The sequence below is a fragment of the Bacillus sp. MZGC1 genome, from assembly GCF_002998605.1.
Classification (GTDB): Bacteria; Bacillota; Bacilli; order Bacillales; family Bacillaceae; genus Bacillus.
Genome location: NZ_PVRE01000001.1, coordinates 962,875 through 975,766 on the forward strand (window position 1 = coordinate 962,875; position 12,892 = coordinate 975,766).

The window sequence follows — 12,892 nt, forward strand, 5'->3', positions numbered from 1 at the left end:
GTTGAAGGAGAAACAATATGGTCAATATCATTCAAGCCTACATTCCAAAACACAACCGCAACAGACCAGGAAATAGGATGAAGCCGCTCTATATTACGGTGCATAATACCTCTAACACTGCAAAAGGTGCAAATGCGGGAAGTCACGCTGCGTTTGTTGCACGTTCAAGTACTGGGGTCAGCTGGCATTACACTGTCGACGATCAGGTCATTTATCAGCATTTACCATTAAACGAGAACGGCTGGCACGCAGGGGATGGCAGAGGCGATGGCAATATGAAATCAATCGGAATTGAAATTTGTGAAAATACAGACGGCAACTTTGAACAAGCAGTCGAAAATGCTCAATGGCTCATTCGGAAACTGATGGGCGATTTGGGGATTCCTTTATCAAATGTAGTGCCCCATAAACATTGGAGTGGGAAAGAATGTCCAAGGAAATTGCTCGGACGATGGGATCAATTTAAAGCTGGAATAGCCACAGCTCATACCGACAGCAAAAGCACAAGAAAGCCAGTCCGAACAGAGAGCCTGAGCCACAAAGACAAAGCACCCGTGACCAAACAGAAATCGTCAAATTTGCCATCTGGCATTTTAAAAATAACCAAGCCCTTGACAAAAGGATCTCAAGTGACAGCCGTGCAAAAAGCCTTATCTTCCCTCTATTTTTACCCAGACAAAGGAGCAAAAAACAATGGGATTGATGGCTATTATGGACCGAAAACGGCGAATGCGGTCAAGCGGTTTCAGCTCATGAACGGCTTAGCGGCAGACGGGATTTACGGACCAAAGACGAAGAACAAAATGGAACAATTGCTGAAAAAGTGATCATTCATAAAGTGCTATCAGCAGGTGAAGGGATTTTTCCTTGCTGATAGCTAATAAAAAATGACATCATTTGTGATATAATCGACCGAATCTATCATAAGGTGAGAATAAAATGAAAAAGGAACTGTTCCAAGTCATCATGCTGTCAGTGGTGCTGCTCATCTATTTCATTTATCACGGAATGACGAGCGATTTCCCTGTGTCTTACACAATCATTCTCATCACGGCTTATCTCTCTGTGATCGCGTACCGGATCATAAAGATATTAAGGTTAAGAAAAAACAAAGAACAAACACAACTGTAAGAAATATATACATAAAAAACCATCCTTGATTTCTCAAGAATGGTTTTTCGTATGGAGCGTAGGGGATTCGAACCCCTGACCCTTTCGCTGCCAGCGAAATATTCTCCCACTGAACTAACGCCCCGATGTATGACGACATAATTTATTATAATCAATCCTCCTGTAAAATTCAAGCTGTAAAACGCAAACATATCGCCTATTTATCTTTCTGATCAATCGGAATATAGTCGAAGATCTCCCCTGATTGTACAGAGTCCGCTAAGCGTCTCAGCCAGTCATAATAGGCTTTCGAGCTTTCAAGCTGTTCAAGAAGCTGCTGCGCTTCCTCTCTTACATGTTCCTCCAACTGATCATCACTAGCAACCTCTTGAAGCCGCTCTTGCGCTTCTTCAATCGCCGCTAAATTGACCTCGACCTCCCGTTCCCATTTTTGCGGAAAGAAGTTCGTGAAAAACTTAAAAAAGTCTTTTTCAGCAACAAAGCTGTGTTTTCTTCGGCCCCGGTGAAACGTCTTTTTGACAATATTCATATCTTGCAGTTTTTTCACACCCGTACTCATACTTGGCTTGCTCATTTGCAGCTCTTCACGCATTTCATCGAGCGTCATTTCCTCATTTAAATACATGGCCCCATAGAGAATACCTGCACTTCGTGTAATGCCATAGAGATCCATTGTTTCAGCTATGGAATCAATGACTAGATCTTTAGCAGCTAAAATACGATCTTCTGCTTGTGGCTGTTCCTGCTTTTTCATCTTGTCCCTGCTTTCTATTAAGAGAATTCAATACGTTCAAAAAAATCTTTATGGACTATATGTTAACGAAAGAATACAAAATGTCAAAATAAATGAAGCCTATCTCCCTTTGACAGAAAAATTTGAACATGATAAGTTAATTATGTTCAAAACGTTAAATTTTTATTTAACAAACTTACCAAAGAGAATCAGAGGAGGTTCCTTCTATGAGTCAAACACTATTTATAGATGGACAATGGGTTGGCGCCAAAAGTGGCGACACACGGGATATCATCAATCCATTTAATCAAGAAGTGATCGCGACAGTCAGCGAAGGATCAAGAAATGATGCGCAGCTAGCCATCAAAGCAGCGAGAAAAGCCTTCGATCAAGGGGACTGGGCAAATCAGCCTGGACTTGAAAGAGGAAATATGGTGTTTAAGATTGCTGAGTTGATTAGACGTGATCTTGATGAACTAGCCAAATTGGAATCGCTTGATACTGGTAAAACATTAGAGGAAAGCAAAGCAGATATGGACGATATTGCGAACGTGTTCCAATATTACGCAGGTCTGGCTGACAAAGATGGCGGGGAAATCATTGCGTCACCAATCCCGAACTCAAAAAGTGAATTAGTCAGAGAGCCAGTCGGTGTATGCGGGCAAATCACTCCTTGGAACTATCCATTGCTTCAAGCAAGCTGGAAAATCGCTCCTGCTCTTGCAGCAGGGAACACAATCGTTTTAAAACCAAGTGAAATTACACCACTCACCACGATCAAAATATTCCAACTCATGGAAGAAGCAGGAATTCCAGCAGGAGTTGCAAACCTAGTCCTTGGACCAGGGGCAACGGTTGGCGATGAGCTTGCTGTGAATGAACATGTAGATTTGATTTCATTTACAGGCGGTATTGAAACAGGCAAGAAAATCATGCAGGGAGCCAGTGGGAATGTGAAGAAAATCGCCCTTGAGCTCGGCGGGAAAAATCCGAATATTGTGTTTCAAGATGCTGATTTAGACGTAGCGGTTGACCAGGCAATGAATGCTGTGTTTTTCCATGCAGGGCAAGTATGTTCAGCAGGTTCACGTTTGCTAGTGGAAGAATCCATTCATGATGAATTTTTAGAAGAACTGGTGAAGCGTACGAAAAAAATCAAGCTAGGCAACGGCTTTGATGAAGAAACCCAAAGCGGGCCGCTCATCTCAGCTGAGCATCGAGAAAAAGTAGAGAAATACGTCAGCATTGGGTTAGATGAAGGCGCAAGATTAGAAACAGGCGGAAAAAGGCCTGACGCAGAGGAGCTTTCAAATGGGTTCTTCTACTTGCCAACGATTTTCTCAGGCTGTACGTCAGAGATGCGGATTGTCCAAGAAGAAGTCTTTGGCCCAGTATTGACAGTCGAATCCTTCCGAACAGAGGAAGAAGTGATCGAGCTGGCAAATGATACGATTTATGGATTAGCAGGAGCTGTGTGGTCTTCTGATATTGGAAAAGCCGAAAGAGTGGCTCGTCAATTAAGATTAGGCACAGTTTGGATCAATGATTTCCATCCTTATTTCGCTCAAGCACCTTGGGGTGGATATAAGCAGTCAGGTCTTGGACGTGAATTAGGACGCACCGGACTTGAGGAATATACGGAACTGAAGCATGTATATCGAAATACGAAACCTGAAGCGGTTCATTGGTTTAAATAAATATCACACATTTGGAGGAGATTCTATATGACATTAAATATGAAAATTGAAAGCATGCAGAAATTCCACACATTTGAAATCCCGACTGTCATCAAACATGGCATCGGTGCAGTGAAACATGTTGGGGAAGAAGTGAAAGCATACGGTGTCTCGAAGGTATTGCTTGTAACAGACCCTGGTATTTATCAAGCGGGCGTAGTAGACCCAGTGGTTGCTTCATTAAAAGAAGCACAAATCGATGTGATCCTATTTGATAAAGTAGAGCCAAACCCGCCAGTCCGTTTAGTGAATGAAGGATCTGCGTTATATGAAAAAGAAGGCTGTAATGGATTAGTCGCTGTAGGCGGCGGAAGCTCAATGGATACAGCGAAGGCAATCGGAGTAGAGGCGACTCACGAAGGCTCAGTCCTTGATTACGAAGCGGCAGAGGGAAAAAAACCGCTTGAAAACAGAATCCCACCTTTAACCACCATTCCGACCACGGCTGGTACAGGTTCAGAAGTTACGCAGTGGGCAGTAATTACGGATGAAGAAAGAGAATTTAAATTCAACACAGGTGGACCACTTATTGCAGCTCACCTCACAGTGATTGACCCAGAGCTTCATGTATCCATGCCTCCTCATGTGACAGCAATGACTGGAATTGATGCGCTTGCTCACGCTATCGAATGCTATACGATGAAATTTGCTCAGCCTATTACAGATGCGGTAGCGCTCATGGCCATTGAATATGCTGCTCATTATATCCGCCGTGCTTTTGCTGATGGTGAGGACCTAGAAGCTAGATATGGAATGGCACAAGCTGCAATGCTTGCCGGGCTTTCTTATGGAAGCGAGTCAGCTGGAGCTGCGCATGCGATGAGTCAAACACTCGGAGGTATTATTCCTGTAGCGCATGGCCAGTGTGTAGCAGCAATGATGGGACCGGTGATGGAGTATAACTGGAAAGGGTATCCGGAAAAATTCGCTCGTATTGCGCAAGCGTTCGGCATTGATACAAGCAGAATGTCTACAGAGGAAGCAGCAAAAGCTGCTGTGAACTGGATGTATGATTTAGTGGAAGATCTAGAAGTTCCTTCATTAGAAGAACAAGGTGTATCAAAAGATATGATTGACCGTTTATCTAAAGAAGCCATGAAAGATCCGCAAACAATTGGAAACCCAAGAGATCTAAATGAAAAAGCGTACAACTGGATTTATGCTCGCTGTTTTGATCTAACACCGAAAACAGTGTAACAATGAAAAAAGGCTCCCAAAAGGGAGTCTTCTTTATGTCTTATAGCTGTTCTTTAATTTCTTTGATTTGATGAATATGACGTTTTTCGTGTGCGCCGATAAAATCAAGATATTGCTTAAGGGATAACTCTTCAAACACCGGGTGCGCAATGACACGTTTGAAATCTTCCTCAGTAAACGTTGATAAAATTTGATTGAGCTGTTCACGTGCTGTATCGAGCTCATCCTTTAAATGTGTAGGTGTCACATGCTTGCGTTCAGGCTCAACAATTCTAGGCGCAGTGGCTTTTCTAGAACGGTCCTCTGCCATTTCCACCGGCTTTGGCTCATATTCCTTGATCGGTGCTTTTTTTCCCTCAGCAGCTAGATGTTTTGCTGCCATGAGATCCATCTTCTTTAAGTGATCTGCCACCTCTTGAATACTCCAAGTATCATCAGATAATTTTTGATTCAATTGTTCTTCGTTCAAACCTTGCAGCTTTTGCCACAATTCTTGTCTTGCCTCATGTAATAAACTCATTTTCATCACCTCAAGATCAAATTTTAACATAGTGGTACATGACAATCATTCTTGAGCTATCGGGGAATTCCTGTGAAGAATTGTGAGGAAATTTGAAACCTTTACAAAAGTGGTTCGTATTACCTGTTAGAAGGAATACATTGGAGGTGAGCATGGTCTAAATGAAACAAAGGCTGTTCATTTCATGAAGAAAGGGTGAGGAAGATGGATGTGTTCGGGCTGCCGCTTGAGACGCTGTATTTATACATATTGATGATATCAGGAATCCTGACACTAGTTTTCGTCTTTTTCGGCGATGTATTTGATGGATTGTTTGAAGCGATTCCTGTTTCATTCCTTCAACCAACATTGATCCTCGCATTTCTTACCTTTTTCTCGGCTGGAGGGTTTATCTCTGAAAAAACAGCAATTGTAGGGAGTGGACTTGGCGCAGTATTATCTGCCATCCTCGCAGTGGTCCTTGTGACCTGTTTGAATGTATTTGTCTTAGTCCCTCTTTCCTCTGCTGAAGAATCTCTTTCATATACAGAGGCCGACTTAAAAGGAAGAACTGGGGAGATCATTGTATCTGTTCCAAAAGACGGGTTTGGAGAAGTGCTGTTAATTAGTAATAGCGGGAAAATCTCAAAGCCTGCCGTCAGTTTCGACGAAGAGGAGATTCCATATGGAACCCGGGTGCTGGTCGTCGAAGTGAACAAAGGCGTCTTATCAGTTATACCAAATGAAGAAATCTAGGAGGGAATGCTATGCCAGGAACAACCATTTTGATTATCATTGGAATTGTGCTTGTGATTCTTATTGCACTTATTGGTGTATTTGTTTCGAAATACCGGACAGCAGGTCCAGATGAAGCGTTAATTGTCACAGGAAGTTACCTAGGAAGTAAAAATGTCCACGTGGATGAAGGTGGAAACAAGATTAAGATTGTAAGAGGCGGAGGTACCTTTGTGCTCCCTGTTTTTCAACAAGCAGAGCCGCTCAGCTTACTATCTAGCAAGCTAGATGTTTCAACGCCTGAAGTCTATACCGAACAAGGTGTACCAGTCATGGCGGACGGAACGGCCATCATTAAAATTGGCGGATCGATTGAAGAAATTGCTACTGCTGCAGAGCAATTTTTAGGTAAAACGAAAGAAGACCGCGAAAACGAAGCGAGAGAAGTACTAGAAGGACACCTTCGCTCCATCTTAGGATCAATGACAGTCGAAGAGATTTATAAAAACAGAGAAAAATTTTCTCAAGAAGTACAGCGTGTCGCTTCTCAAGATTTAGCGAAAATGGGCCTCGTCATTGTGTCGTTCACGATCAAAGATGTCCGTGATAAAAATGGCTATTTAGAATCACTAGGTAAACCGAGAATTGCCCAAGTGAAACGCGATGCAGATATTGCAACAGCTGAAGCGGATAAGGAAACACGTATCAAACGTGCCGAAGCAGATAAAGATGCGAAGAAATCTGAGCTTGAGCGTGCTACTGAAATCGCTGAAGCAGAAAAGGTCAATGAGCTGAAAAGAGCAGAATTCAGACGTGAACAGGATACAGCGAAAGCAAGTGCCGACCAAGCGTACGATCTTGAAACAGCTCGTAACCGTCAGCACGTAACTGAACAAGAAATGCAAGTGAAAATCATTGAACGTCAGAAGCAAATTGAATTGGAAGAAAAAGAGATCCAGCGTCGTGAGCGTCAATACGATTCTGAAGTGAAAAAGAAAGCAGATGCGGATCGTTATGCTGTTGAGCAGTCAGCTGCGGCGGAAAAAGCGAAACGCCTCGCTGAAGCAGATGCCAAGAAATACAGCATTGAAGCAATGGCAAAGGCAGAAGCTGAGAAAGTCCGAATTGACGGGCTTGCCAAAGCGGAAGCTGATCGTGCGAAAGGGGAAACCGAAGCAGAAGTCATTAGACTGAAAGGACTTGCGGAAGCCGAAGCCAAAGAGAAAATCGCTGAAGCATTCGAACAGTATGGTCAGGCAGCAATCCTTGATATGATTGTGAAAATGCTTCCTGAATATGCGAAGCAAGTATCTGCACCACTTTCTAACATTGATAAAATTACTGTTGTGGATACGGGAGGTAACGGCGAAGGCAGCGGTGCCAATAAAGTCACTGGCTATGCTACAAACCTCATGTCCAGTCTGCAAGAAAGCCTGAAAGCATCCTCTGGAATTGATGTCAAAGAAATTATTGAGAACTTTTCCGGCAAAGGCAATGTGAAGCAAAGCATTCAGGAACTAACGAATGAAATCAAACAACCAAGAAAAAAAGAGATCGCTGATACTCAAATAGAAGAATAAAATCAATAGACACCTTCCATCAGAAGGTGTCTATTTGGCATTTGCCCAGTATGGATTCCTCTTTACATATGAAGAAAGATTCACGAGAATACCAGCAGATATCATCATGAACACTAGGGAGGAGCCGCCATAACTAATAAAGGGAAGCGGAATGCCTGTGATTGGAAGAAGACCAAAGACAGCGCCTAAATTAAAGACTGCTTGGAGCATGATTTGAAACGTGAGCCCGATCGTTAACAGCTTTCCAAAAGGGTCGTGTAAAGCCTGCACAATTCGCATAGCGCGATACATGATGAGTAGATATGCACCAATCACAAACAAAATCCCCATGATTCCCAGCTCTTCACTGATGATGGCCATGATAAAATCCGTATGGGCTTCAGGAAGAAAGCCTAGCTTTTGAATGCTCCCGCCTAAGCCATTCCCTGTCAGCCCGCCTGAATTCATTGCGAGATACGAATGAATCAGCTGATATCCATCTCCATCTTCATACTGAAAAGGATCACGAAAAGAAGTCAGCCGCTTCAAACGATAAGGAGCTGTCACTGCAAAAAATGTGATACCTGCTGCCGCAGTCGATCCTAGCAAAATGAGATGGTGCGTTTTCAGCCCAGCGCATAATAAAATGATGCCGCAGCTTAATAAAATAGACACAGCTGTGCCTAAATCAGGCTGCTTTAAGATCAACAAAAAAACAAGACCTAAAAGAATGAGTGGCGGCAGTACGCCTTTTTTAAAAGATGTAATGTACGCCTGTTTTTTCGCGTACACATAGGCAAAATAGATCACCATCACTAGTTTCACAGCTTCAGAAGGTTGGAGCATGAGAGAGCCCAACTGAACCCAGCGCTGGGAATTGTTTTTGACAACACCGATTCCAGGAAGCAGGACTAGGATCAGGCATAACAATGACAGCATAACAAGCCACCGAATCCATTTACGATAAATCTGATAAGGGAACAGAGCGGCAATGAAGAAAAAGAATCCCCCAATCAGGAGCCATTGCCATTGTTTGATGAAGAAATAGCTGCCCTTTTCATACTTCACTTCTCCTAAAGGATAACTCGCACTGTAAACCATCAGTAAACCAAATAAACAGAGGAACACAATCGTTCCAACAAGAATGCGGTCGACTCTTTTGAGATGAGATAGAAGAAATGTCATCATCTTCAATTCCAATTGCGCCCAAACATATAGGATGATGACCTAAGATTGACGCTAAACACGAGGCCAATGGCGATCATGTTGGTCAAAAGCGCACTGCCCCCATAGCTGATAAAAGGAAGCGCGAGTCCCGTCACAGGCATTAAACCGACTGTCATCCCTACGTTTTGGAAAACTTGAAACACGATCAGCCCAACGACTCCCGCACATATGTACAATCCATAAAGCGTATTAGCATGCATAGCCACATGAATGATTCGGTAAATCATCATTAAGTACAAACACATCAAAAGGGAGGCGCCGATAAAACCAAACTCCTCACCAATAACGGCAAATATAAAATCCGTATGCGCTTCAGGGATATTACCTCCTTGTACTTGATGCCCCTGTGTAAAACCGCTTCCTGATAATTGACCTGATCCAATGCCGAGCATCGATTGTTTCAGCTGATACCCGTATGTTGAATCAAATTCATCAGGAGAGAGCCAGCCATAAATGCGATCAAGCTGATGAGGCTTAATGATTTTTGTAAAATGCTCAAAGTGCTCATTGTGCAAGTAGACCAAAAATGCAAGAAGTGTAAGAAAAGTAGCCATTAATGCGGCCATCATCTTGCTAGAAATCCCTGACACAAGCATCAGTGTAAAGGCGATGGATAATATCACGAGCGCTGTCCCTAAATCAGGCTGAATTAAGATGAGGAAAAAAGGGACAAAGGTCCAGCAAACGACTTTACTTGTAGGAATGATGCTTTCTTTAAACGAAAATCGCTGATGCTTGTATTGGTTCAAGACAGCCGCTAGCAGCAGGATCACAAAAATTTTCATGAACTCTGATGGCTGAACTTTGATTGAACCGAAGCTGATCCACCTTTGGGATCCGTTTTGACTCGTTCCGAAAAAATGCACGAGAATAATGAGGAAAATACCACCTGCAAATAACCGAAAAGATAAACGCTCAAGCAGTTCATAATCAAAGTATGCAGCAGCTGCCATGAGGCCGAAACCGACGATATACCAGAAAATTTGTCTTTTGACGAAATAAAACATATCTTGCGTTTCATACTGTCCCGATCCGCTATATACAGCTATCAGGCTGATGACAAATAAACAAATCACAGTGAATAAAAGTACGAAGTCAATGCTGTACTGTTTTTTCATAGCTTCTTGTCCTGCTACCTATTTGTCAGCTGGTCTATGACAATTTTCACAGCCGCAGCATCATCAATATAGCCGATCGGAAAAATATAATCTGGTATTAAGTCAACAGGCATAATGAAATAAAGGAGTGCGCCCCCCATCACCATTAATTCTCGAGAAGTCCCCCGTCCGGTCATAAATAAGCTGTACATGTTTTTCAAATGTTGAAGGAATGGTCCGACGCCGCTTAGCGTCTCCATCTTTTTCTCAAAATTTGCCGAGATCGTTTCTTTTCCCTCGTTTGTTTGGCTATAGGCTTCGTATTCGTTTAACTTTTGTTTCAATTTGGTCTGACTAAATGTACCGTCGTAGACGTCCTGATCTTTCAGTATTTTTTCGATCTCTTCTACCGCTTGAATGAACGTATCACCGTGCACCTTTTCGCTTTTGACTGGAAACCCTGCAGCAGTCAATAGTTGATCTAATGATATGTTCAGAGAATCTGAAAGCCGCTGCAGGTGATTCAAAGTTGGTTTTCTTTTTCCATTCATGATTCGAGACAGTGTCGCTTTATCAATTCCTGTGTATGTGCTGAGATCTCTTAAAGATAGAGAACATTGTTGCAATTTTTCCTTTAAGAGCGGCCCAAGCTCAGTTGTCTTAAAATCCATCTTTTACGCCATCCTTTGTATGATGTTTCAACTCTTCTATAGAAGAAGTCGTACCCAATATAAAGGTGTGTTGACAAAATGTCAACGGATATCCTTTATTGATTGAATTTTAGGAAATAGGAATTTATCATAATGAAGATAGGGTGAAAACAGTGAGAAGGAGTGGCGCGGATGAAGGTGAGGCATGCTGTACAAAAAGATATTCCTAAAATTGCCGAAATACATGTGAAGAGCTGGCAGACGACTTATCAAGGCATTATTAATCAGGATTATTTGGATGGTTTAAATATAGAAGATCGAGAAGAGAGCTGGAGAAGAAGGTCACTTGAAGGGACGTTTGTCGCAGAAGATGCCGAGGGGGTATTTGGTTTTGCTTCTTTTGGAAAACAACGTGATGAGCGCTATTCAACATATGATGGAGAACTTTACGCGATCTATTTATTGCAAGAGAAACAGAAATCAGGAGCAGGTATCGCTTTAATTGCAGAAGGAGTGAGTTATTTAATAGAGAAAGGGTATCAGAATATAATGCTGTGGGTATTTGAACAAAATTCGGCAAAGCATTTTTATCAAAAGCTTCAACCTCATTTTGTCGTTACCAGCCAGTTCGAGCTGGCTGGCGAGAAGTATAATGAAATAGGGTATGGGTGGGAGCTGCCTGTATTACATGACCATCTACACCGAATTAAATCGTCAGTTTCCAATAATAATGAGAGAAAAAAGTGAAAAGCACAGCTAGCAGCATATAAGAGATAAGAGGAGAAGCTTCTACTTTTCCTTTTATTCCTGCTATCTTTAAAGCTTCATAGAAACCTGCCAAAAAATAAGCAAGACTGAGAATATAACAGCACAGCATAATGGGGTAAGGGTTCATTGGCGTACCTCCAGCATGAAATCTTCTACTATTAATAGATTCCATAGAGCGGCAATTTATGCATAAAAAAATAACCAGCTGAAATCAGCCAGTTATTTTTTGTGAGGAAAAACCAAACGAGATGCACTTGGTATGAGTATGCAAAGAACGATACTGCAAATAATAAATGAAGGAACCATATATGTGCTGTTATAAATTAAAGAGTAAACCCAACCTGGAGTTCCTTTTGGTGCATAATGAGAAAAGAAAACAACACCAGAGATAAAGAACGTCAACAGTCTAAAGAAACTTGCAACAAATACGGATAAGGTAATATAGAAGAATTGCTGCTTTCGCTTTTGATCCTGAATGGCTTTTTTGATCAATCCAGAAAATAGACCGCTTAGGGAAATGACAACAGATGCGACGAAATAATCGAGAAATCCTTGAACAGGTGTAGCGATAATAGGGCCATTCATCAGCTGAAGGCCTGCAATAAGCACACCAATGATAAACCCGGTTGATATTCCCCATCTAATAGACATAAGAATGACGGGTATCATTATCAGCGCAAGAGATCCGCCATTTGGCATTCTTAAAAAGAGACCTGATAAGTAATCTAATACAAGTGCAAGTGAAGTCATAATTGCGATTTCCATCAGTCGTACCAATTGATTTGATTGCTGCATAAAAAAATCTCCTTTTTCATGAATTGAGCAAGGAGAGACCGTGTAAGGATGAGTATGTTATTCATAGAAAAACATATCGAGTTGAATACACCACATGTATTCAATTGAATCCACATTCCTACTTCAGTATTAACTGACAGGTTCAAAGGGTCAGAACAACGAGTGTTCACTCTCAGCACAAAGCTCCCCCTGCGGTTATTTAGTTTTCTTCTATTATAAATATACTAAAGACCTTCAGGATCAACAATAGAGAATTCCTGTGGCAATCAATTTTTGTATGATTATATAGGAAGAGATAAGGAAAAATAAATTATTTAGAAAAAATACTTGTTTCCTCTCTCGAAAGGTGTTATATTTGTATTCGCCGCTAAAACAGCGCGGTTATTAAATAACATAAAGAAAAAAGTTGTTGACTTTATCTTGATAGAATGTTATATTAATAAAGTCGCCTCTGAGAGACGATGAAGATGATCTTTGAAAACTAAACAAGACAAAACGTACCTGTTAATTCGAGTTTTTATAAAAAAATCCTATGAAACATCATAGGTAGTCAGTCAAACTGGCGAGGCAGGAAATGATCACATGCTAAGTTCGCTACATCGTGTAGCAACGCATGTGTGATATGCATCCTGCATACCTCGGAGAGTTTGATCCTGGCTCAGGACGAACGCTGGCGGCGTGCCTAATACATGCAAGTCGAGCGGACAGAAGGGAGCTTGCTCCCGGATGTTAGCGGCGGACGGGTGAGTAACACGTGGGTAACCT

13 protein-coding genes, 1 tRNA gene, 1 rRNA gene and 1 riboswitch are annotated in these 12,892 nt (G+C 41.9%); of the genes, 8 read left to right on the forward strand and 7 right to left on the reverse strand.

Going from position 1 to position 12,892, the window contains the following annotated elements; translation table 11 throughout:
* Positions 1–17 precede the first annotated feature (17 nt).
* Together C6Y06_RS04885 and C6Y06_RS04890 are read left to right on the forward strand one after the other, a co-directional pair.
* Positions 18–827, forward strand: a complete 810-nt coding sequence (locus C6Y06_RS04885) for a peptidoglycan recognition protein family protein (protein WP_060597133.1) — start codon at positions 18–20, stop codon at positions 825–827.
* Between the two features lie 112 nt (positions 828–939).
* Positions 940–1,131 carry a hypothetical protein gene (locus tag C6Y06_RS04890; RefSeq protein WP_066030501.1) on the forward strand — a complete coding sequence of 64 codons (192 nt, stop codon included), beginning with the start codon at positions 940–942 and terminating at the stop codon, positions 1,129–1,131.
* A gap of 52 nt (positions 1,132–1,183) precedes the next feature.
* Here C6Y06_RS04890 and C6Y06_RS04895 read toward each other — a convergent pair.
* Both C6Y06_RS04895 and gbsR read right to left on the reverse strand, forming a co-directional pair.
* Positions 1,184–1,255: transfer RNA gene (locus tag C6Y06_RS04895), tRNA-Ala, on the reverse strand.
* 72 nt (positions 1,256–1,327) lie between these two features.
* Positions 1,328–1,885, reverse strand: a complete 558-nt coding sequence (gene gbsR, locus C6Y06_RS04900) for a transcriptional regulator GbsR (RefSeq protein ID WP_106036564.1) — start codon at positions 1,883–1,885, stop codon at positions 1,328–1,330.
* Between the two features lie 206 nt (positions 1,886–2,091).
* Between gbsR and betB the strand changes: the two genes are divergently transcribed.
* Entirely contained in the window at positions 2,092–3,561 is a 1,470-nt protein-coding gene (gene betB, locus C6Y06_RS04905) for a betaine-aldehyde dehydrogenase (protein ID WP_060597130.1), read from the forward strand.
* A 27-nt stretch (positions 3,562–3,588) separates the two neighbouring features.
* Positions 3,589–4,797 (forward strand): choline dehydrogenase, encoded by a 1,209-nt coding sequence (gbsB, locus tag C6Y06_RS04910; protein ID WP_106036565.1) that lies wholly within the window; start codon positions 3,589–3,591, stop codon positions 4,795–4,797.
* A gap of 40 nt (positions 4,798–4,837) precedes the next feature.
* Here the strand turns inward: gbsB and C6Y06_RS04915 are convergent, their stop codons facing one another.
* A complete protein-coding gene (locus tag C6Y06_RS04915; protein ID WP_060597213.1) occupies positions 4,838–5,317 on the reverse strand; it encodes a DinB family protein in 480 nt (159 codons plus the stop codon).
* A gap of 204 nt (positions 5,318–5,521) precedes the next feature.
* Here C6Y06_RS04915 and C6Y06_RS04920 point away from each other — a divergent pair, with 204 nt between their 5' ends.
* Both C6Y06_RS04920 and floT read left to right on the forward strand, forming a co-directional pair.
* Positions 5,522–6,052, forward strand: a complete 531-nt coding sequence (locus tag C6Y06_RS04920; RefSeq protein WP_060597128.1) for an NfeD family membrane protein — start codon at positions 5,522–5,524, stop codon at positions 6,050–6,052.
* Positions 6,053–6,063: 11 nt separating this feature from the next.
* Positions 6,064–7,611, forward strand: coding sequence for a flotillin lipid rafts scaffold protein FloT (floT, locus tag C6Y06_RS04925; protein WP_106036566.1), 1,548 nt, complete (start codon positions 6,064–6,066; stop codon positions 7,609–7,611).
* Between the two features lie 30 nt (positions 7,612–7,641).
* Here the strand turns inward: floT and ftsW are convergent, their stop codons facing one another.
* The 3 genes from ftsW to C6Y06_RS04940 are packed head-to-tail and all read right to left on the reverse strand — an operon-like array spanning position 7,642 to position 10,585.
* Positions 7,642–8,775, reverse strand: coding sequence for a putative lipid II flippase FtsW (gene ftsW, locus C6Y06_RS04930; RefSeq protein WP_106036586.1), 1,134 nt, complete (start codon positions 8,773–8,775; stop codon positions 7,642–7,644).
* A 5-nt stretch (positions 8,776–8,780) separates the two neighbouring features.
* On the reverse strand, positions 8,781–9,935 hold the full coding sequence (gene rodA, locus C6Y06_RS04935) for a rod shape-determining protein RodA (protein ID WP_106036567.1): 1,155 nt from the start codon (positions 9,933–9,935) through the stop codon (positions 8,781–8,783).
* 14 nt (positions 9,936–9,949) lie between these two features.
* Positions 9,950–10,585: a helix-turn-helix domain-containing protein gene (locus tag C6Y06_RS04940; protein WP_106036568.1), complete on the reverse strand. Its 636-nt coding sequence runs from the start codon at positions 10,583–10,585 to the stop codon at positions 9,950–9,952.
* 171 nt (positions 10,586–10,756) lie between these two features.
* Between C6Y06_RS04940 and C6Y06_RS04945 the strand changes: the two genes are divergently transcribed.
* The gene (locus C6Y06_RS04945) at positions 10,757–11,311 is read left to right on the forward strand and encodes a GNAT family N-acetyltransferase (RefSeq protein WP_106036569.1); all 555 of its coding nucleotides are present in this window, start codon (positions 10,757–10,759) and stop codon (positions 11,309–11,311) included.
* A 240-nt stretch (positions 11,312–11,551) separates the two neighbouring features.
* On the opposite strand, the gene thiT is transcribed toward C6Y06_RS04945, so the two are convergent.
* On the reverse strand, positions 11,552–12,127 hold the full coding sequence (gene thiT, locus C6Y06_RS04955) for an energy-coupled thiamine transporter ThiT (protein ID WP_034659700.1): 576 nt from the start codon (positions 12,125–12,127) through the stop codon (positions 11,552–11,554).
* A 98-nt stretch (positions 12,128–12,225) separates the two neighbouring features.
* Positions 12,226–12,327: riboswitch (TPP riboswitch) on the reverse strand.
* A 435-nt stretch (positions 12,328–12,762) separates the two neighbouring features.
* Between thiT and C6Y06_RS04960 the strand changes: the two genes are divergently transcribed.
* Positions 12,763–12,892 (forward strand): 16S ribosomal RNA (locus tag C6Y06_RS04960); the annotation flags it as partial.

Excerpts from the sequence above, each read along its gene's own strand:
- C6Y06_RS04885 (WP_060597133.1), top strand. The coding sequence starts at position 18 with ATGGTCAATATCATTCAAGCCTACATTCCAAAACACAACCGCAACAGA.
- C6Y06_RS04890 (WP_066030501.1), top strand. The coding sequence starts at position 940 with ATGAAAAAGGAACTGTTCCAAGTCATCATGCTGTCAGTGGTGCTGCTC.
- gbsR (WP_106036564.1), bottom strand. The coding sequence starts at position 1,885 with ATGAAAAAGCAGGAACAGCCACAAGCAGAAGATCGTATTTTAGCTGCT.
- betB (WP_060597130.1), top strand. The coding sequence starts at position 2,092 with ATGAGTCAAACACTATTTATAGATGGACAATGGGTTGGCGCCAAAAGT.
- gbsB (WP_106036565.1), top strand. The coding sequence starts at position 3,589 with ATGACATTAAATATGAAAATTGAAAGCATGCAGAAATTCCACACATTT.
- C6Y06_RS04915 (WP_060597213.1), bottom strand. The coding sequence starts at position 5,317 with ATGAGTTTATTACATGAGGCAAGACAAGAATTGTGGCAAAAGCTGCAA.
- C6Y06_RS04920 (WP_060597128.1), top strand. The coding sequence starts at position 5,522 with ATGGATGTGTTCGGGCTGCCGCTTGAGACGCTGTATTTATACATATTG.
- floT (WP_106036566.1), top strand. The coding sequence starts at position 6,064 with ATGCCAGGAACAACCATTTTGATTATCATTGGAATTGTGCTTGTGATT.
- ftsW (WP_106036586.1), bottom strand. The coding sequence starts at position 8,775 with ATGACATTTCTTCTATCTCATCTCAAAAGAGTCGACCGCATTCTTGTT.
- rodA (WP_106036567.1), bottom strand. The coding sequence starts at position 9,935 with ATGAAAAAACAGTACAGCATTGACTTCGTACTTTTATTCACTGTGATT.
- C6Y06_RS04940 (WP_106036568.1), bottom strand. The coding sequence starts at position 10,585 with ATGGATTTTAAGACAACTGAGCTTGGGCCGCTCTTAAAGGAAAAATTG.
- C6Y06_RS04945 (WP_106036569.1), top strand. The coding sequence starts at position 10,757 with ATGAAGGTGAGGCATGCTGTACAAAAAGATATTCCTAAAATTGCCGAA.
- thiT (WP_034659700.1), bottom strand. The coding sequence starts at position 12,127 with ATGCAGCAATCAAATCAATTGGTACGACTGATGGAAATCGCAATTATG.